This window comes from Rhizobium leguminosarum (genome assembly GCF_010668065.1).
Lineage (GTDB): Bacteria > Pseudomonadota > Alphaproteobacteria > Rhizobiales > Rhizobiaceae > Rhizobium > Rhizobium leguminosarum_S.
Window position 1 is genome coordinate 292854 of record NZ_WUEN01000008.1, and the last position, 19620, is coordinate 312473.

The 19620-nt window shown below is 61.7% G+C and carries 20 protein-coding genes; 12 read left to right on the forward strand and 8 right to left on the reverse strand.

Annotated elements, in window-relative coordinates; all coding sequences use genetic code 11:
- Positions 1-134: 134 nt before the first annotated feature.
- Both GR198_RS22640 and GR198_RS22645 read left to right on the forward strand, forming a co-directional pair.
- Positions 135-2450 carry a methyl-accepting chemotaxis protein gene (locus tag GR198_RS22640; RefSeq protein ID WP_029871963.1) on the forward strand — a complete coding sequence of 772 codons (2316 nt, stop codon included), beginning with the start codon at positions 135-137 and terminating at the stop codon, positions 2448-2450.
- Between the two features lie 125 nt (positions 2451-2575).
- Positions 2576-3577, forward strand: coding sequence for an LLM class flavin-dependent oxidoreductase (locus GR198_RS22645; protein WP_029871964.1), 1002 nt, complete (start codon positions 2576-2578; stop codon positions 3575-3577).
- A 94-nt stretch (positions 3578-3671) separates the two neighbouring features.
- Here GR198_RS22645 and GR198_RS22650 read toward each other — a convergent pair whose 3' ends face one another.
- A complete protein-coding gene (locus GR198_RS22650; RefSeq protein WP_011653412.1) occupies positions 3672-4418 on the reverse strand; it encodes a YebC/PmpR family DNA-binding transcriptional regulator in 747 nt (248 codons plus the stop codon).
- A 141-nt stretch (positions 4419-4559) separates the two neighbouring features.
- Between GR198_RS22650 and GR198_RS22655 the strand changes: the two genes are divergently transcribed.
- Positions 4560-5063 (forward strand): pyridoxamine 5'-phosphate oxidase family protein, encoded by a 504-nt coding sequence (locus GR198_RS22655; protein ID WP_029871965.1) that lies wholly within the window; start codon positions 4560-4562, stop codon positions 5061-5063.
- A 138-nt stretch (positions 5064-5201) separates the two neighbouring features.
- Here GR198_RS22655 and GR198_RS22660 read toward each other — a convergent pair whose 3' ends face one another.
- The 7 genes from GR198_RS22660 to GR198_RS22690 all read right to left on the reverse strand — a co-directional run bounded on the left by GR198_RS22660 (position 5202) and on the right by GR198_RS22690 (position 11486).
- The gene (locus GR198_RS22660; protein WP_029871966.1) at positions 5202-6047 is read right to left on the reverse strand and encodes an MBL fold metallo-hydrolase; all 846 of its coding nucleotides are present in this window, start codon (positions 6045-6047) and stop codon (positions 5202-5204) included.
- A gap of 168 nt (positions 6048-6215) precedes the next feature.
- Entirely contained in the window at positions 6216-7040 is an 825-nt protein-coding gene (locus tag GR198_RS22665) for a TIGR00282 family metallophosphoesterase (protein WP_020051528.1), read from the reverse strand.
- Between the two features lie 3 nt (positions 7041-7043).
- Positions 7044-7631, reverse strand: coding sequence for a 5-formyltetrahydrofolate cyclo-ligase (locus tag GR198_RS22670; RefSeq protein WP_029871967.1), 588 nt, complete (start codon positions 7629-7631; stop codon positions 7044-7046).
- A gap of 117 nt (positions 7632-7748) precedes the next feature.
- On the reverse strand, positions 7749-8444 hold the full coding sequence (locus GR198_RS22675) for a hypothetical protein (protein WP_029871968.1): 696 nt from the start codon (positions 8442-8444) through the stop codon (positions 7749-7751).
- A gap of 60 nt (positions 8445-8504) precedes the next feature.
- Complete coding sequence (locus GR198_RS22680; RefSeq protein WP_029871969.1) at positions 8505-9422, reverse strand: NAD-dependent epimerase/dehydratase family protein; 918 nt, start codon at positions 9420-9422, stop codon at positions 8505-8507.
- Positions 9419-10255: a glycosyltransferase gene (locus tag GR198_RS22685; protein ID WP_029871970.1), complete on the reverse strand. Its 837-nt coding sequence runs from the start codon at positions 10253-10255 to the stop codon at positions 9419-9421. The genes GR198_RS22680 and GR198_RS22685 overlap by 4 nt, the downstream gene beginning before the upstream one ends.
- A 10-nt stretch (positions 10256-10265) precedes the next feature.
- Positions 10266-11486: an NAD-dependent epimerase/dehydratase family protein gene (locus tag GR198_RS22690; protein ID WP_029871971.1), complete on the reverse strand. Its 1221-nt coding sequence runs from the start codon at positions 11484-11486 to the stop codon at positions 10266-10268.
- 119 nt (positions 11487-11605) lie between these two features.
- On the opposite strand from GR198_RS22690, the gene ybgC reads away from it, so the two are divergent.
- The 9 genes from ybgC to tilS form a co-directional block, all read left to right on the forward strand.
- A complete protein-coding gene (gene ybgC / locus GR198_RS22695; protein ID WP_012758853.1) occupies positions 11606-12061 on the forward strand; it encodes a tol-pal system-associated acyl-CoA thioesterase in 456 nt (151 codons plus the stop codon).
- Positions 12062-12436: 375 nt separating this feature from the next.
- Positions 12437-13156: a protein TolQ gene (gene tolQ, locus GR198_RS22700; protein WP_003542733.1), complete on the forward strand. Its 720-nt coding sequence runs from the start codon at positions 12437-12439 to the stop codon at positions 13154-13156.
- 18 nt (positions 13157-13174) lie between these two features.
- Positions 13175-13630 carry a protein TolR gene (gene tolR / locus GR198_RS22705; RefSeq protein ID WP_003542730.1) on the forward strand — a complete coding sequence of 152 codons (456 nt, stop codon included), beginning with the start codon at positions 13175-13177 and terminating at the stop codon, positions 13628-13630.
- 8 nt (positions 13631-13638) lie between these two features.
- Positions 13639-14778, forward strand: a complete 1140-nt coding sequence (locus tag GR198_RS22710) for a cell envelope integrity protein TolA (RefSeq protein ID WP_029871972.1) — start codon at positions 13639-13641, stop codon at positions 14776-14778.
- A complete protein-coding gene (locus GR198_RS22715) occupies positions 14779-15192 on the forward strand; it encodes a TonB C-terminal domain-containing protein (protein WP_029871973.1) in 414 nt (137 codons plus the stop codon).
- A 20-nt stretch (positions 15193-15212) separates the two neighbouring features.
- Complete coding sequence (tolB, locus tag GR198_RS22720) at positions 15213-16520, forward strand: Tol-Pal system beta propeller repeat protein TolB (RefSeq protein ID WP_027668277.1); 1308 nt, start codon at positions 15213-15215, stop codon at positions 16518-16520.
- A 152-nt stretch (positions 16521-16672) separates the two neighbouring features.
- A complete protein-coding gene (pal, locus tag GR198_RS22725) occupies positions 16673-17206 on the forward strand; it encodes a peptidoglycan-associated lipoprotein Pal (RefSeq protein WP_012758849.1) in 534 nt (177 codons plus the stop codon).
- A gap of 163 nt (positions 17207-17369) precedes the next feature.
- A complete protein-coding gene (ybgF, locus tag GR198_RS22730; RefSeq protein WP_029871974.1) occupies positions 17370-18356 on the forward strand; it encodes a tol-pal system protein YbgF in 987 nt (328 codons plus the stop codon).
- An 11-nt stretch (positions 18357-18367) separates the two neighbouring features.
- Positions 18368-19620 (forward strand): tRNA lysidine(34) synthetase TilS (gene tilS / locus GR198_RS22735; RefSeq protein ID WP_204337190.1); only part of this gene is annotated, 1253 nt, incomplete at its 3' end.

A 19620-nucleotide genomic window follows, 5' to 3' on the forward strand; every position in this document is an offset into this window, starting at 1 on the left:
TTCTAGTCATCGAATACGAGAGGGCTTCTTTTCGCGAAGATTTAAGCCCCCGATGTTGTGTTTATAGATCAGTTGATCAGGCATGCGCTGCGTGCCCGCGCTTGGCAGGCGCGTTCAGAAGGGGTTCGTCGTACATGGCTCGGAGATTTCAATCCCTGTCCTTCAAGGTCATCGCCACATTCATTCTGCTGACCGTGCTGTCGATCGCGGTCATCGATGTGCTTGCCTATTTCGCCAGCAGCCGCATTTCCGACGAGCAGGCGCTGAAGGCCAAGGAAAGCGTGCTGATCTTTCGCGGTGACATGCTGCAGGACCAGCTGACGCAGCTTGAAAACCAGGCCAATTCCATCGCGCGCATCGAGGCGCTGCAGATGTCGATCACCAATCTGAAGAGCGGCTGGAAGACCATCGAGAAGACCGCTGGTGATGCCCGTGCCGAGCTGAAGAAGGTTTTCATAGCAGGCAACCCCAACCCCGCCGACCAGCGCGAGAAGCTCATCAAGCCGGAAGGGCCGAGCGGCTTTTATTATTCGAGCCACGAGAAGACGCAGGGCGAAGTCGCCCGCGACCTCGAGGATACCGCCTTCAGCGATCTGCTGATTGTCGATCTCGAGGGCACCGTGCTCTATTCCTATAAGAAGGAAGACGATTTCGCCGAGAACCTGAAGTCGGACGCCTGGAAGGCGACCGGCGCCGGCATCGCTTTCGCCAAGGCGATCGAGAATACCGCCAAGGCGTCCGATGACACCGCGCCGACAGGCTTTTCCGGCCTTCGCGTCGATGTCGGCAGCGGCAAGTCAGCGATCTTCTATGCCGTGCCGATCGTCAAGCTTGGGGCGGCCAAGGGCATCATCCTCTTCAAGGTGCGCGACGATATCGTCACCGGCATCCTCGCCAAGGGCATCGTCCAGGGCAGCACGGCGCGAGCGGCGATTGTCTCCGGCGATGGTTCCGCCATCGGCCTCGACGGAAGCGGCAAGCTTGCGACGCTCGATGCGACGCCCTTCACCTTCATCAAGAGCGCACTTGCCAGTTCGGCGATGACAGTGGCCGATTTCGACCGGGCGGATGGTACGGCTCGTGCCTATGTCCGCGGCATCGACTATCGCGGCGACCGCTTCCTCGTTGTCGAGAGTGTGCTCCTGAGCGAGCTCAATGCCGGCTCGATCGAGATCGCCACCCTGCTGACGATGATCGGCATCGGCGTGCTCGTCGTCATGGCGGTCACGACCGGGCTCGTCACCAATTTGCTGTTTTCGCCGCTTGCGCGGCTTGCCGGCGTCACCCGCGATGTCGCCGACGGCAAGCTCGACAGCGAGATCGGCAGCCTGAACCGGAAGGACGAGATCGGCACGATGGCCAATGCGCTCGACCGCTTCCGCCACTCGCTGATCGAAAGCCGCGAACTCGAAGCCGCCAGTGAAGAGACGCGCCTGCAGGCCGAGCAGGACCGCCAACAGAATCTGGCCGAGCGTGAGGCCGAGGCGAAAACGTTGCAGCAGGTGGTCGAGGCGATTGACGAGGGCCTGCATCATCTGGCGAACGGCGATCTCGCCTATCAGATCGATACCCGCTTCCCGAACGAGCTTGAAAGCCTGCGCGTCAATTTCAACGAGGCTCTGGCGACGCTCAGCGAAACCATGACGGCCATCGGCGGCAACTCGATGGCGGTGCGCGCCGGCTCCGAGGAGATGCGCACCGGCGCCGACGAACTTGCCGGGCGCACCGAGCGCCAGGCCGGCTCGATCACCGAGACGGCGAATGCGATCAGCGCCATCACACAGTCGGTCCGCCGGCAGATCGAGCGGGCCGAGCAGGCCGAGCGCATCGCCCGCGACGCCAAGAAGGAGACGACCGGCTCAGGCCAGATCATGCGCGAGACGATCGCGGCGATGGAGGCAATCCAGGCCTCCTCGCGCCAGATCAACACGATCATCTCCGTGATCGACGACATCGCCTTCCAGACCAACCTCCTGGCGCTCAATGCCGGCGTCGAGGCGGCGCGCGCCGGTGAATCCGGCAAGGGCTTCGCCGTCGTCGCCATGGAAGTGCGCGAGTTGGCCCAGCGCTCGTCGAGCGCGGCCAAGGAGATCTCCAGCCTGCTGCAGAAATCGACGCATGAGGTCGAAAGCGGCGTTACGCTTGTGGAAAAAGCGGGCGTCGCCCTGACGGGCATCGGCGCCCATGTCGAGGCGATCAACGGGCAGATCAACGAGATCATGAGTGCGACCCGCGAGGAGGCCAATACGCTGCGCGAGATCAATAGCGCCGTTGCCGAACTCGACGCGATGACGCAGCAGAACGCCTCGATGGTCGAAGAGACGACGGCGGCGATCCACCGGCTGGCGACGGAAGCCCTGGAAATGGACCGCCAGCTCGGCAATTTCACGCTGCCGCCCGGCTACCACCAGCCGATCGCCGAGGTGCATGTGCTGCGCCGTCACCGATAAATGATCGCTTGTGACATTGCAGAAGGGTCGCGCTCGCGCGGCCTTTTTGTTTGCGCGCATGGTTTGGAATGGCGCGGGCGCGAACCTACATAGACGGCATCGTTCAACTGCGCGGCAGGTTTCCCATGGTTCCCTTCTCCATACTCGACCTTTCCCCCGTTGCCGAAGGCAGCACCGTGCGCCAGTCCCTCGAGGCCTCGGCGCGGATGGCTGTGAAGGCCGAGGAATTTGGCTACAAGCGCTTCTGGCTTGCCGAACATCACGGCATGCCGGGGATCGCCAGTGCTGCCACATCAGTCGTCATCGGCCATGTCGGAGCTGCGACAAAGCGCATCCGCATCGGCTCCGGCGGCATCATGCTGCCCAATCATTCGCCGCTGGTCATCGCCGAGCAGTTCGGCACGCTGGAGGCGCTCTTCCCCGGCCGCATCGATCTCGGCCTCGGGCGCGCGCCGGGAACGGACATGCGCACGGCACAGGCGCTGCGGCGCAATCTCGAGGCCGGCGCAAACAGCTTTCCCAACGACGTGGTGGAACTGCAGCAACTTCTCGATACGCCGGTCGAGAACCAGGCGATCCTCGCGGTTCCCGGCAATGGTTCACATATCCCGATCTGGCTGCTCGGCTCCAGCCTCTACAGCGCCCAGCTCGCCGGCATGCTGGGCCTTCCCTATGCTTTCGCCTCGCATTTCGCGCCCGACATGCTGCTCGATGCGATCGCGATCTACCGCGACCGCTTCCAGCCCTCGGTGACGCTCGACAAGCCCCATGTGATGGTCGGCGTCATGGGCGCGGTGGCGGCGACGGACGAGGAGGCACGCTACCATTTCACCTCCGCAGAGCAGCAGTTCGTCAATCTGCGCCGCAATGTCCGCGGCCCGTTCCCGCGTCCGGTGGCCGATATGGCGGACTTCTGGTCGCCGATGGAAAAGATGAATGTCGAACACACGCTGCGTTATGCCGTGGTCGGCTCGCCGAAGACGGCGGAGGCGAAACTGACGGAGTTTCTACAGGAAACGCAGGCCGACGAGGTGATCATCTCGATGCCGATCCACGACATCGAGGCGCGGCTGAGGTCGGTGGAGCTTTTTGCCGGATTGGGAAATTTCATGCGGGCCGCCGCGTAGGGTTTACGAACAACGCCTTGAACCGGGTTGATGGTTCATCAACGAAAAAACCCGGCCTCGCAGCCGGGTTTTTATTTGAGACCGCTCGAAAAAATCAGGCGGAGAGCTTGGCCAGCACTTCTTCCGAGACTTCGAAGTTGGAATAGACGTTCTGCACGTCGTCATCGTCTTCCAGGCTGTCGATGAGTTTCAGCAGCGACTGGGCTTTTTCCTCGTCTACCGGCACGTTGTTCTGGGCGCGCCAGACGGCCTTGACGGTTTCGGCTTCGCCGAGGCTCGATTCCAGCGCTTTCGCCACTTCGCCGAGGGCTTCGAAGGCGCAGGTGATGTAGTGGCCGTCTTCGTCGGACTCGACGTCGTCAGCGCCGGCTTCGATCGCGGCTTCCATCACCTTGTCGCCATCGCCGACGGAAAGCTTGTAGGTGATTTCGCCGACATGGTCGAAGGAGAAGGAAACGGAGCCGGTTTCGCCGAGAGCGCCGCCGGCCTTGGTGAAGCTCGAGCGGACGTTGGAGGCGGTGCGGTTGCGGTTGTCGGTCAGCGCCTCGACGATGATCGCCGTGCCGCCGGGGCCGTAGCCCTCATAGCGGACTTCGTCGTAGTTTTCGCCGTCGGCACCGGCTGCCTTCTTGATGGCGCGGTCGATATTGTCCTTCGGCATGGACTGGGCCTTGGCGTTCTGGATCGCCAGGCGAAGGCGGGCGTTCATCGTCGGGTCGGGCAGGCCGGCCTTTGCGGCAACGGTGATTTCGCGCGCAAGCTTGGAGAACATTTTCGACCGCACGGCATCCTGACGGCCTTTGCGGTGCATGATGTTTTTAAACTGTGAATGGCCAGCCATGGCACCCCTGTTCACGTCTCATTGTTCGGAATGGGCCGCCTTATAAGAGCGAAACGGCACCCGTTCAAGGAAAAAGCAGTTCGGAACAAAGGCGAGGGGATGACGTTTCAACCGAACTCCATCCAACGGAAAGGAACGGTCATGGCAAGTCTCAGTGAGGCGCAGGAACATCCAGCACGTCAGCTCTGGGATCAGGTCAACGGTGTTCATGCCGGCATGCTCGGAATTTCCGGACTGGACATGCACATGCAGCCGATGGCGCCGCATGCCGATCCCACCACCAACACCATCTGGTTCTACACCAAGACCGACGCCGACATCGTGCGCGCCATCAAGCCCGGCAGCCGCGCGCATTTCTGCGTTATCGGCAAGGATCACGACTATCACGCCTGCCTCGCCGGTGTGATCGAGGTGCATCCTGACCCTTCCAAGATCGAGGAATATTGGAGCTCGATCGTCGCGGCCTGGTATGACGGCGGCAAGAAGGACCCCAAGCTCACCATGCTGTCCCTCCATGTCGACGATGCCGAGATCTGGGTTTCCACGGGCAACAAGCTGAAATTCGGCTGGGAGATCGCCAAGGCCAATCTCGACGACGATAAGATGCCGGATGTCGGCATCAAGCGCCATCTGCAGTTCGCTTGACGCGCAGTGCTCCTGCATAATTCCTTAAAATCGGAATCGATTTGAGGAAAAAATTATGCAGCAATTGAAAGTGCTACAGCGTCCTTTGCGCGTCTGAAAAGACGCGCGGCGCTGTAGAGGGAAAACCGCCGGGCCTTTTTACTGCACGCCCTTCAACACATAGATCAGCGGCTTTTTCGGCAGAGTGCGCATCGAGACGGTGATGCTGTCATCGGGCGCATTGGCGACGTCGAAATCCTTGCCGAACATCGAGACGAAGGCTTCGACCGGCGGGCCGCGCCGGTGCATCGGCAGGATCAACGACGAGCGTAGCCGCTTGATGACGCGGCTCATGCTGTCGGCGCCCATGGTCAGGCCGCCATCGACTGGGACCATGACGATGTCGAGCCGGCCGATCTCGGTATAATGGGCATCCGTCAGCTCGTAGTGCAGGTGGCCGAGATGGCCGATGCAGAGGCCGGCGATCTCGAAGATGAAGATGGAATTGCCGTTTTCATGCGCGCCGCCGAGGCCGTAGCTGAAGCGGATATCCGTGGGGACGTTGCGGATATAAGCATCGCCGACGACGAGATTGACGTTGGCCTTCTCGCCCGGAATGTCGCTCCACCCATGCAGCACATGCTTGATGCCGGGATCGGGGGTCAGGGTATAGTGGGTCGTGTGCGCCTTGTTCATGGTCACGACATCGGGCGGCGTTGCCGGCCTGTACCAGCCATTATAGTCGGTTGCGATAACGATGCCGCCGGGCGTATCGATCTCGAAGGTCGAATGGCCGAGGAAGGTCAGTTTGACATCCTCGCCCTCGGAGACGGCAGGCACCAGCGGCGGGGCGCCGGAAAAGCTTGCGAAGGTCGCCTTGGGGACGGTTTGCGCGATCGCCTGGCACTGGCTGACCGGTAGCCGCTGCTCTTGTGCCCCGGCAAGATTCGGCGCGGCCAAGGCCGCAATGCATGCGATAGCGAGGACAAGATATCGCGGCTTCATGCCACCCCTCCGGCGCTCTATCACCCTTCAATCGGCGCATAATCCTTTTCGAAAGTCGATTCCGATTTTCGGGGTTATGCGCGAGTGGCGGGGAGGATGCGGCATGAGGCCGCAGGGGTCCAGACGGCGGGTTCTCACAATTGCGTGTTAAACGGCGCCCGTCGCCTGTTACCGCCAGAACTCCGGCACCGTTTCGGCCAGCCGGGGTCCGAGCCGGAGTGGCGCGATCTTTTCGGCTAGTCCCGTCGTATCCGAGATTTCCACGCCGACGCCGCAGATCGTCGCGGGGCCGTTCGCGGCTTCCATGCGGCCCTTCGGCATCTTGGAGATGAATCGATTGAGCGGCTCCTCCTTGTCCATGCCGAGGGAGGAGTCGTAGTCACCGCACATGCCGGCATCCGACATGTAGGCAGTGCCGCCGTTCAGGATCTGTGCGTCGGCGGTCGGCACATGCGTGTGGGTGCCGACGACGAAGCTGGCGCGGCCGTCGACGAAATGGCCGAAGCACTGCTTCTCGCTGGTCGCCTCCGCATGGAAATCGAAGATGATCGCATCGGCCTGTTCCTTCAGTGGGCAGGCGTCGAGGATGACCTCCGCCGATTTGAAGGGGTCGTCGAGTTCTGGATGCATGAAGACCCGGCCCATGACGTTGGCGACGAGCACGCGCGCGCCGTTCCTGGCATAGAAAAGGCCGGAGCCGCGGCCGGGCGTGCCCTGCGGATAGTTGGCGGGACGCAGGAATTGATCGTGGCGGCCGGCAAAAGCGACGGCTTCCTTCTGGTCCCAGACGTGATTGCCTGTCGTCACCACATCGGCGCCGGCATTGATCGTTTCCAGAAAGATGTCCTCGGTGATGCCGAAGCCGCCGGCGGCGTTCTCGCCGTTGACGATGACGAAATCGAGCTTGAGGTCGGAAATCAGGCCGGGAAGACGGTCCCACACCGCCGTGCGTCCCGTCTTGCCGACCATGTCACCCAGAAAAAGCAGCCGCATTCCCTATCCAATCCAAGAGGCAAAAAAGCGAAGGCCGCTTTCTGTCAGGATGGCATCCAGGCTTATGTCGTGCGGCTCGTCGGGCACATGTGCCACTTCCTGGCAGTCGAATGCAATGCCGATCAGCTTCGGATGCAAGCCTTTTTGCCTTAGCCGGCTGATAGCGCGGTCGTAGTGGCCGGCACCGTAGCCGATGCGGTGGCCGCGGGCATCGAAGGCCGAAAGCGGCACCAGCATGATTTCGGGATCAAGAATGGCGGCATCCGAGCTCGGGCCGACCGTGCCGAAACCGGTATCGACGAGGGGCGCACCTTCCGCCAGCTCGCGAAAGACGATCGTCTGCCGATCGAGGATCGCCGGCACGCAGAGCCGCGCACCGCGCACGGCAAAGCGCGCCATCAGCGGCCTGAGATCGACTTCAGAACGGATCGGCAGGAAGCCGGAGACGATCGTATCCAGCGCAAAACCGACGGCCTCGCCGGCATGGTCGGCCATTGCGAGGCTTTTGGAGGCGCGTTTCTCGGCGGGGATGGCGTCGCGGGCGGACAGCCGTTCGCTGCGCAGCTGCGCTTTCAATTCTCTAGAGGTCATTGGATCTGCCGGTTCTGAGAGATTTACCCGAGCATAGACGGCTGGATGTCCGATGCAAATGCCGGATGCGACAGCATCACGCTCGTTTCACGCCTCGCCCGCCGGCGGCAGCGATCGTCAGACGACGATGCTTGTCGGTATTGTCGCCGTGGCGATGGAGAAGCCTGCCATATTGGCCCCGGCCTGCCGGTCCTGCTGCCGCAACTCGCGCATCGCCTTTTCAAGCACTTGCTTGAGTTCACGCACGACCGCCTTGAACTCTTCCATCGTTTCGCGATCATCGGCCGAGATTCCAGAGAATTTCGGGGCATCCTCGGCGACGCTCGCATAGGCCTTGCGGGCGTTGGCGGCGGCGTCCGGTTCCTGCGAGCCGGTCTCGCCGGCCGCAGTTTCTCCTGAAGTATCCGTCAACGCAGCAGCGGCCCCGCTCGTTGCGACGGCCGTAGCACCCGTGGTTGCATCCACCGGAACAGCCGTTGCCGGGCTGCCGGTCGCGACTGATGATGCGAATTCGGAGGCGGCGGTGCCGACCTTGCGCGCCAGTTCGGCGGCCAGCCGAGCGACCACCTCAGGCGCCATGTTGGAGCTGCGCAGCATCTCCAACTCCTGTTTTGCCTCTTCGAGCTTGCGTTGCGCCTTCGCCTTGGCCTCGTCTCCCGAGTTCGCCAAGGTCTGGCGCATTTGCTGCAGCGCCTGGGTGGCGCGCTGCAGCTTCAGCACGCCCTGATCGGTCTCGCTTCCGGCGGCTGACATGGCTGCCGTCGAAGACGCGCCGCGCAAGATGATGGAGGCAGACGTGGTTGCGACCTGCATGAACAATTCCCCGATTTTTAATTCGAGGCCCCGATTGCGATTCGGGCGCATTCTGCAACGTCAGACTTGCGTGGACCTGTGTCTTGGGGATTTAGGCAGCGCAGCGGCCAGCCGCTGCATCGTCTCGTCGAATAGAGGGGCTCCGCCGGGCGCCCAGCCGAGCGCGCGGATTTTCGCAGTGCTCATGGGATTGAGCGCGGCGCTATCGGCAGGGGCCGGCAGCGCGTGCCGACAGCCCGTCTCGCGGCGGATGGATGAAAGGATATCGCGCGTGTCGACTGACATGTCCGAGACGTTGAAGACCTCGCCGGAGATCCGGGTGCTTTCTGTCTCCAGCATCAGTCTCACCGCCCGACCGAGGTCGCGGCCGTGAACTTCCGTTCCCAGCCGGGCAGCAACCGGCCGGCCGGCGAGGTAATCGGCGATGAGGCCGTCCCATTTGTTCGGCGAGAGATCGCCATAGACGCCGGTCGCCCTCAGGCTTACGCCGGCAAAGCCCGGTGTGGAGAGATGGGCAAGCGCGCGTTCGGCATCGAGCTTGACCTGGCCGTAGAGTGTTTTGGGCTTGGCCAGCATCGTCTCCGTCAGTTCGGTTGCCTCGGGATGTTCGCCGTAGGCGGCGCGGCTGGACAGGAAGACGCAGCGGCGCGTGCCGGCGCGTTTGGCGGCTTCGAAAAGCCGGACGGTGCCGTCGAGGTTCAACCTGTGGAAGGTCTTCGGATCGTCGCCCTCGCCGCCGCGATATTTGCCCGGAACATGACTGAAAGCGGCGTGGACGAAGAAATAGGCGTCATCGAAGACATCGATCGGATCCTTGTCGGGATCGAGCGAAAGCGCTGCGAACTCGACCGGGCGGGAGAAGAGGCGGGGCAGCGGCGCGCGGCGCCCGCCGACGATCACCTGATATCCGGCGGCCAGCAGTTCCTCGACGACATACCGGCCGACGAGACCCGTTCCACCCGATACCAGTACCTTCATGCTGCCCCTTCCGGATTGTCCAGCGCCGTGATCTCAGGCACGTCGCCGCCATCGTGGAAACGGTGCCACAGATCGATCAAAGGTTGTAGTCGCGCTGCCTTGGGATGATCCTTTTCCCACGGTTTTTCATACTGGTAGTGCAGGATCGAAATGCTCTTCCAGTCCCAAAGCTCCGGCATGGTGAACCATACATATTGCAGCATGTTGAAATAAACTGGCAGGCCGTGCCAACCCGGGAAGAACGTCTCGAGAAAGGTCTGATCGGTGCGTCGCCAGAAGGCGTCCGGCCTGTCGAGCCTTTCGAGCATGTGCCGGAACGTGTCATGCGAGGGCGTGGCGACGAAGACGCCGGAATTCATCCGGCGGAAGTCGGCGAGGCTTTCGTAGACATTGGGGGCGGCGGAAAATTCCGGGTAGAGGAAGAGCCTGTCGACGTTCTTCAGCACGAGGGCGTCGGCGTCGATGAAGACACAGCGCTGGTATTCGACGAGCTGCCAGAGCCTGAGCTTGCAGAAATTGTCGAGCGGCGAATGGAAATCCGGCTTGCGGCCCTTGGTGAAAGGAGCTGTCGAATGGAGCTGACCGCGGGCGTGACGCTCGTTGAAGGCGGCAGAGAGCGGCAGGTGCTCGACCTCGATCAGGCGGCAGTCGAGCGCTTCGATGGGTGCGAGAATGGTTTTGTCGACACCGCCTGTGTGGAGAATGACGATGTCGGCGGTGGTGCCGGTTCGGCGCAGGGAATGGGCGAGGGCAGTCGCGCCCATGGCGTAATCGGCATTGGTGACCAGTGTGACATAGGCGAAGCGGGCGGGTATGCCGCTGGCGCTCGTCATATTGCGGCGCTCACGACACCGACTTCAGCCGCTTGCCTTCCGGATCGTGATTGATCGTCGCGGCGATGTCCTTGGTCCAGGCGGAGACGGCCGGAACACGCGCGCGGTCGACGCGATAGGCGAATTTCTTCGCGACGTCGACGATTTCGCCGAGCAGGCCCGCTTCCAGCGTGATCGGGTCGAGGCCGAGATCGCGGAATTTTTCGTTTCGGACGATCAGCTCGTTCTCTGCGGCTTCCTTGCGCGGGTTGGGCAGCCAAGCAATCTTGGCGCCGCTCATCCTGGCGATCATCTCGGCGAGGTCACGCACCCGGTGGGTTTCCGTCATCTGGTTGAAGATCTCGACGCGGGCGCCGCGGGCCGGCGGATTTTTCAGCGCCAGCTCGATGCAGCGCACCGAATCCTGGATGTGGATGAAGGCGCGGGTCTGGCCGCCGGTGCCGTGCACCGTCAGCGGATAGCCGATCGCCGCCTGGATGAGGAAGCGGTTCAGCACCGTGCCATAATCGCCGTCATAGTCGAAACGGTTGATCAGCTGCGTGTGGCGGCGTGTCTGCTCGGTATGCGTGCCCCAGACGATGCCCTGGTGCAGATCGGTGATCCTGAGACCATCATTCCTCGCGTAGAACTGGAAGAGAAGCTGATCCAGGCACTTGGTCATGTGATAGATAGAGCCGGGATTGGAGGGGTAGAGGATCTCCTGGCTGACCGTCTCGCCGCCGGCGGTTTCGATGCCGACCGGTAGGTAACCCTCGGGGATCGCCGCCCCGACCGTCGAATAGCCGTAGACGCCCATGGTGCCGAGATGGATGAGATGGGTATCGAGATTGAGCTCCGTCAGCGCGTTCAGCAGGTTGTGCGTGGCGCTGACATTGTTGTTGACGGTGTAGTTTTTGTGGCGGTCGCTCTTCATCGAATAGGGCGCGGCCCGCTGCTCGGCGAAATGGATGACGGCATCCGGGCGATGTTCGGAAAGCCAGTTCTTCAGGAGTTCGTAATCCTTGGCGAGATCGATCAGATTGAAGTGGATGCGGCGCCCGGTTTCGGCATGCCAGATGCGGGTGCGCTCCTGGATCGAATCCATCGGGGTCAGCGACTGAACGCCGAGTTCGGTGTCGATCCAGCGGCGCGAGAGATTGTCGAGGATATGGATGTCGTGACCGGCATCGGAGAGATGCAGCGACGTTGGCCAACCAATGAAACCGTCTCCGCCCATAACCGCAATCTTCATCGCATCGTCTCCTGATTGGTCGCTCATTATCGGGAATAGTTAGGAATTGTGACAATCATTCAATGCTTGCCTGTCTGAAAGCGTTGCGCCAAACAGGGCACCTGAGTTTGGAGAAAATTATGACGGAACGCCCTTTTTCCATTTCGGGAGAGCTGACGGAGGCCGGACACCGGCTCGTCCAGCGGGTCTATTATGAAGATACCGACTTCTCCGGCCTGGTCTACCACGCCCGCTACCTGCATTTCCTGGAGCGCGGCCGTACCGATTATCTGCGCTGCCTCGGCGTCGAGCAGCGCGAACTCGTCAGCGCCGACGAGGAGGGGCTGGTTTTCGTCGTCCACCGCATGGAGATCGACTTCAAGAGCCCGGCGCGCATGGACGATGTGCTGACGATCCTGACGCATACGGAAAAAGCCGGCGGCGCCAAGATGGTGCTCAATCAGCAGATCCGCTCGGGCGAGACGCTGCTGATCGCCGCCAAGGTGATCATCGCCGTCATCAACGCCCGGGGGCGGCCGAGGCGGCTGCCGGAAACACTGGCGGTGAAATTCCTGGAGGGCAGCACGCCGTTGTAGTGAGAATCGCTTGAAATTCAGGTCTTGTCAGAACTTGAGTTTTATGTGAAGGAATTCCCGCGCCGCAGGATGAGCGCTCTTTCGGCAGCCGGACCTTGCTCCGGTCAAGTAATCCATGGAACGAAATCTTCCAAACACAGGCTTACTGTCACAGTCCGGCACTAACGATCTATTAACCATAATAGTGTCTTACTGGGAAAGTCGGAGTTTGTGCGGTGCACGCCTTCCTTTGACCAAATTTGACGGCAAGAAGGCGGAAGATGAGCTTGGAAGTTTGACCAGGGCTTTGGGCGGCGGCCGCCGGACACTTCTTGCGAGATCAGTTTGTGCCGCCCGGTCCAGCACCGGGCGTTTGGATTCGGGGATTTTGGACCAATGGAACAAGTAGGATTGGCAGCAGCAACGACGGACGTCAGCCTCTGGTCGCTTTTCATGCAGGCCGGCATCGTCGTCAAGCTCGTCATGCTCGGGCTCATCGCGGCCTCGGTGTGGACGTGGGCGATCGTCATCGACAAATACCTGGCCTATGGCCGCGCACGGCGCCAGTTCGACAAGTTCGAACAGGTGTTCTGGTCGGGCCAGTCGCTGGAAGAACTCTATCGCTCGCTGTCGGAGCGCAACAATACAGGGCTCGCGGCGATCTTCGTGGCCGCCATGCGCGAATGGAAGAAATCCTTCGAACGCGGCGCCCGCTCGCCGATCGGCCTGCAGATGCGTATCGACCGCGCGATGGACGTGACGCTCGCCCGTGAAACAGAATTTCTCGGCGCCCGCCTTGGATCGCTCGCGACCATCGGCTCGGCAGGTCCGTTCATCGGTCTCTTCGGTACGGTCGTCGGCATCATGACCTCGTTCCAGGCGATCGCCGGCTCGAAGTCGACCAACCTTGCGGTGGTTGCGCCCGGTATCGCCGAAGCGCTGCTTGCCACCGCGATCGGTCTCGTCGCCGCTATCCCGGCGGTTATCGCCTACAACAAGTTCTCTGCCGATGCCGGCAAGCTCTCGGGCCGCATGGAAGGTTTCGCGGATGAATTCTCCGCCATACTTTCGCGCCAGATCGACGAGAAACTGCAGCCGCGCGCTGCCGCTCAGTAACCAACGGAGTATTCTGACATGGGTATGGCTGTTGGAGGCAATGGCGGCGGGGGCGGCGGACGCCGCCGTCGCGGCGGTCGGAACAGGGCCGTGATTTCCGAAATCAACGTGACGCCGCTCGTCGACGTCATGCTGGTGCTTTTGATCATCTTCATGGTCGCGGCACCGATGATGACCGTCGGCGTGCCGATCGACCTGCCGGAAACGCAGGCCAAGGCGCTGAATTCCGAGACGCAGCCGATCACCATTTCCGTCAAGAATGACGGCGAGGTGTTCCTGCAGGAAACACCGATCCCGGCAGCGGAGATCGCCGCCAAGCTCGAGGCGATCGCCACCACCGGCTATAACGAACGTATCTTCGTGCGCGGCGACGCGACAGCGCCCTACGGCGTCATCGCCGATGTCATGGCCCGTATCCAGGGCGCAGGCTTCAAGAATATCGGCCTGGTGACGCAGCAGAAGAAGGACCAATAGCGCGCAAAATGAAGGCCAGTGTCATCACATCTGCTGTTTTGCACGGCCTGGTGCTAACCTGGGCGATGGTGTCGCTCGGCGCCCCGGAATCCTTCAAGGTGGAGGATTTCGAGGCGATGCCGGTCGATCTGGTGCCGGTGGAATCCATTACCCAGATGCAGCAGGGCGACAAGAAGGCTCCGAAGAAGGAGACTTCCGCGCCCGTGCCGACGACGCGGCCGCCGATTGCGCAACCGGCCGAGAATGCCGGCGACAACAATGTCGACCTGAAGACGCCGCCGGTTCCGAACGCCAAGCCGAGCAATAGCGAAGCTGCTGCGGCGAATTCGAGCGACAAGCCGCTGCCGAAGACCGATCCCAAGCCGAACGACGTCAAGGAGATCGTCAAGGAGGAAACGGAAGTCGAGCAGCCGAAGGAAGTCGCTTCCATTCCGCCGCCGAAGCCCGTCGAAGTGACGCCGCCGAAGCCCGAGGAAAAACCGCCGGAAGAACAGGCCAAGCCGGAGGAGCCGCCGAAGCCCGATGCCGAGGCGCTGCCGGACAATGTGCCGACCCCCGTCGCCAAGCCGCAGGTGAAGCCGCCGGAACCACAGAAACCCGTCGAAAAGCCGCCGGAAAAGACTGCGGATCAGCCGAAGACCGCCGACACACCGACGGACAAGAAGAAGGCGGACAAGAAGCAGGAAGTGGCGAAATCGGCCTCATCGATGAAGAGCGACTTCAATGCCGACGAGGTTGCTGCGCTGCTGAATAAGACCGATCCTTCCGCTGGGGGTGCGAAGCGCTCGACGCAGGAAGCGTCGCTTGGTGCGAAGAAGAGCAACGGTGGTTCCAAGCTCAGCCAGAGCGAAGAAGATGCGGTGCGCGGCTTGATCGAGGGCAATTGGCTTGTCACCCCGGGGATGGAAGGCCTTTCCGGCATGGTCATCAAGGTGCATATGAAACTCGACAAGGATGGTAATATTATTGGTCAGCCAGAAGTCGAGTCATCGGGCGGCAGTAGCAGCGATGCCACACGCCGTGCGTTGGAAGGCGGGGCCTATAGAGCTGTCATGAAGTCCGCCCCCTTCTCGATGCTTCCGAAGGACAAGTATGAGGCTTGGAATGAGTTCGACCTGAATTTCGATCCGAGTTCTATGGGAATCTAGATGCTGACGGATCTGTCCCATGGCAACAAGTCTTTTGCAGCCGCCATCATGCTTGGAGCGATTCTGGCTTGTGCGCCTGAGGCGTTGGCACAGTCGGTCGACGCGGTGACCTCCAAGAAGTCAGCCATGGATTTACAGCACGCAATTGCTTCCTCCTTCAATGTTCCTCCCGGGCAGGCGAGGGGCGGCAGGGTTGTGATCGCCGTCCATCTGCGGCTCGACAAGAATGGGGCGATCGTTGGTTCACCCGAGGTAACGGCCTCGGGCGGCAACGAAGCTGCTCGAGAAGGCCTGTCGGCTGCGGCTCTCCGGGCGGTACAGCGCTCGTCGCCATTCCCGATGCCCCCGAAAGAAAAATACGAATCCTGGAACGAAGTCGTCCCGCACTTTGAATCCGGCGATCCGACTCCATAGATGCTGAAAGGCTGTTTGGTATGACAAAGTGTTCCTTTTTCCGCGCCATTTTGGTTGCAGTCGGTCTGATGACCGCTGCCGTCTTTGCAACGCCGGCCAACGCGCTGGTCACCCTCGACATCCGAAAAGGCAATGTCCAGCCGATGCCGATTGCAGTGACTGACTTCCAGGGCGACATAGGTGCGCAGGTCTCGCAAGTCATCGCCGCCGACCTGCAGCGTTCCGGCCTGTTTGCCCCGATCAACAAGACGGCCTTTATTGAAAAGATCTCCAATCCTGATGCAGCGCCGCGATTCGAGGACTGGAAGGTCATCAATGCACAGGCGCTGGTCACCGGCCGGGTTACCAAGGAGGCGGATGGCCGTCTTCGCGCCGAATTCCGGCTGTGGGACCCGTTCGCCGGGCAGCAGATGACCGGTCAGCAGTTCTATACGCAGCCGGAGAACTGGCGCCGCGTGGCTCACATCATCGCCGATGCGATCTACAAGCAGATCACCGGCGAAGAGGGTTATTTCGACACCCGCGTCGTCTTCGTCTCCGAATCCGGCACCAAGCAGCAGCGCAAGCGCCAGCTGGCGATCATGGATCAGGATGGCTTCAACGTGCGCATGCTGACGGATGGCAGCGATCTCGTGCTGACGCCGCGCTTCTCGCCGAGCCGGCAGGAAGTGACCTACATGTCCTTTGCCAACCAGCAGCCGCGGGTCTATCTGCTGCAGCTCGAAACCGGGCAGCGCGAGGTCGTCGGCAATTTCCCCGGCATGACATTCTCGCCGCGCTTTTCGCCGGATGGTCAGAAGGTGATCATGAGCCTGCAGCAGGATGCCAATTCCAACATCTATACGATGGACCTGCGCTCGCGCACGACGACCCGATTGACCTCGACGGCGGCGATCGACACGTCGCCCTCCTATTCGCCTGACGGCGCACGCGTCAGCTTCGAAAGCGACCGCGGCGGAAAGCCGCAGATCTACGTGATGAACGCCGATGGCTCCGGCCAGACCCGTATTTCCTTCGGCGACGGCTCCTATTCGACGCCGGTCTGGTCGCCGCGCGGCGATCTCATCGCCTTCACCAAACAGGCCGGCGGCAAGTTCTCGATCGGCGTGATGAAGCCGGATGGTTCGGGCGAACGCATCCTGACGACCGGCTTCCACAATGAGGGCCCGACCTGGGCGCCGAACGGCCGCGTGCTGATGTTCTTCCGCCAGGCGGCGGGGTCGGGCGGTCCGCAGCTCTATTCGATCGATCTGACCGGTTACAACGAGCAGCTCGTGAAGACGCCGACTTACGGCTCCGACCCGGCCTGGTCGCCGCTTATGGAGTAGGCGATGCGCTGCTGCGTTATTGTCGCCCCAAAGTCATGGAACCGAGCGGCGAAGGGACAAAGTAGCAAATTGTTAACCATAATCTTTGAGGGGCGGTTAACCGAGTGCGGTTACTGTCCGGAAACCCTGATGAAATCGCAAGGAGACCGGCCATGAGCCGAATTCATACCCCGGCAATGAGCCGCATGCAGAATTTCGCCCGCAACCCCGTCATGATCGCGCTTATCGCCGGTCTTGCTCTGGCAAGCTGCGCCAAGAAGCCGCCGAACAGCGCCGGCGACCTCGGCCTCGGCTCCGGTGCTGGCGGCGCTGCAACGCCGGGCTCGGCCCAGGACTTCACGGTCAATGTTGGCGACCGCATCTTCTTCGATACCGACTCCTCGTCGATCCGCGCCGATGCTTCGCAGACGCTCGACCGTCAGGCCCAGTGGCTTGGCCGCTACCCGAACTACCAGATCACCGTCGAAGGCCATGCCGACGAACGCGGCACGCGCGAATATAACCTCGCGCTCGGCGCCCGCCGTGCGGCTGCCGCCAAGGACTATCTCGCTTCGCGCGGCGTCCCGGCGCAGCGCCTCAAGACGATCTCCTACGGCAAGGAACGTCCGGTCGCCGTCTGCGACGATATTTCCTGCTGGTCGCAGAACCGCCGCGCGGTTACCGTGCTTGGCGGCGCCGGCATGTAATTGCCGAGCAACAATTGGCTTTTTCGACAGGCGGTCCCCTCAGGGGCCGCCTTTTCTTTTTGACCACACTTTGGCCAGACTCCGTTGCTTTTTGAAAGCAATTGGAAAAATCTCCTGTTCGTGCCATCGAGGTGCGAAGAATCACTGGGACAGGACGATACATATGAAGAAACTTGTCGTGGCAGGCATGCTGTGCCTCGCGGCTGTGACCGGAAGCGAACGGGCGGCCTATTCCGCCTCGTTCTTCGGGCTACATCTCGGCGGCCGATCCGCGGAAAACCAGGCGGCGCCGCCCGTCGTCAAGGTGCAGAGCGGCGATGCAGAGGTCCGCGTGCAGCAGCTCGAAGAGCAGCTGCGGCAGCTGAACGGCCGGATCGAGGAGATGAGCTTTCAGCTTCTGCAGATGCAGGAGACGATCCGCAAGCAGCAGGAAGACAATGAATTCCGCTTCCAGCAGCTCGAAAAGACCGGCGCCGGCGGTGCCGTCAAGGCCCCGGTCAAGAAGAGCGAGACCGATGCCGCTCCGGCAGCCTCCGGCGGCGACGATATTGCCAAGGTGATCCAAGCACCGCAGGGAGCCGAAACGGCTCCCTCCACCAGCGTGCCCGAGAATAGCGGCCTCGGCCAGCCGCCGAAGGAACTCGGCTCGATCGATTTCGATCAGAACGGCAATCCGATCGGCGGAAGCGTCGACGAAAATGCCACGATCGGTTCCGGGCCGATTCCCGATGCCGATACCAAAACGCCGCAGCAGACCGCCTCGCTCGGCAGCGAGGCCGACCAGTACAAAGCCGCCTATGGCCACGTGCTATCCGGCGATTACAGCACGGCCGAACAGGAATTCACGCAGTATATCACCCGTTACCCGAGCAGCGCGCGGGCGGCGGACGCCAATTTCTGGCTCGGCGAAGCGCTCTATTCGCAGGGCAAGTACAATGAGGCGGCCAAGACCTTCCTCAATGCGCATCAGAAATACGGCACATCGGAAAAGGCGCCGGAAATGCTGCTGAAGCTCGGCATGTCGCTTGCGGCCCTCGACAATAACGAGACGGCCTGTGCGACGCTGCGCGAAGTGTCGAAGCGTTATCCAAAGGCTTCGCGTGCCGTCATAAGCAAGGTTGCGAGCGAACAGAAGCGCCTCTCCTGCTAAGGTCTTCCGGAATGTCTCCGGAAGCCGCATCGCCTCAACTGGCCATCCTCCAGTTTCTCACGTCGCTTCAAAGCCCCGCGCGCATTCTCGTCGCGATATCAGGCGGCAGCGATTCCACCGGCTTGCTTCTTCTGCTCGATGAAGCCGTGAAGGCCGCGCCCCATCTCAAGATTTCCCTTTGCGCTGCAACCGTCGATCATGCGTTGCGTGCCGGCTCCGCAGACGAGGCGCGTGAAGTCGCGGCCCTCTGCGCATCGCTCGGCATTCCCCACACCACCATGATCTGGCGGGGCGACAAGCCGAAAACCGGCATCATGGCTGCGGCCCGCGAGGCACGCTATGGCCTGCTGGCGGCTGCGGCCGAAAGTTTCGAAGCTGACCTCATCGTTACAGGCCATACGTTCGACGACCAGCGCGAAACGCTTGCCATGCGTGGGATGCGAACCGAGCAGGTTTCGACCGGTATTGCAGATGCGGTGCTCTTCGACCAGCGTTTCTGGATTTTACGGCCGCTTCTTTTTTCCACCCGGGCAGATATCCGCGCTTTCCTGAAAGAGCAGGGCGTGACGTGGATCGACGATCCCAGCAACGAGGATACGAAGTACGAGCGCGTGCGGATGCGCCGGCAGTTTTCGGCCAATGCAGGTATGGAGAAGGATATAGGCGCGGCCTGGGAGGAGCGGCTGGCTCTGTCGTCTCGAGGAGCCGAATGGCTGGATCGTTATTTCCGGCTTCACGGCGGCCTGCTCGGGCAAGTGATGCCTGATGGGTTGCGGCAGGATCGCGCAGTTCTCGACTATGTACTCGCCCGTCTGGCAGCCGTTTTCGGTGGGCGGCCATTTGCGCCGGGGAGGGGGCAGATGGAGCGGATTCTCACATTTGCCACCGGCAGCGGGCTTGGACGAATGACCGCCGGCAGGGCGGTGTTCGATCTCAGGCGCGACGGGCTTTATCTGGCGCGCGAGAGCCGGGGGATATTGCCCCTGGTTCTGCGGCCGGGAGAGGCTGGGGTTTGGGATGGCAGGTTCGGGGCCGTAAATAGGTCTGAAACGACTATAGGCGTGGAAGCCCAGGCCGGACACTCCCTCATTCCCGCCCTCGGGTTCAACCCGAGGGATGTCACAGGAATCCAGCCACCGCGCGTCGGCGCGGTGAATGACTCAACAATGCGTGAAGAGTTTCCCGCGCCCAAGGACTTGGGCGCGCTGGATTCCTGTGACGAGCACCGGAATGAGGGAGGGTTGGGCAGGGACCTTCCCAAGGG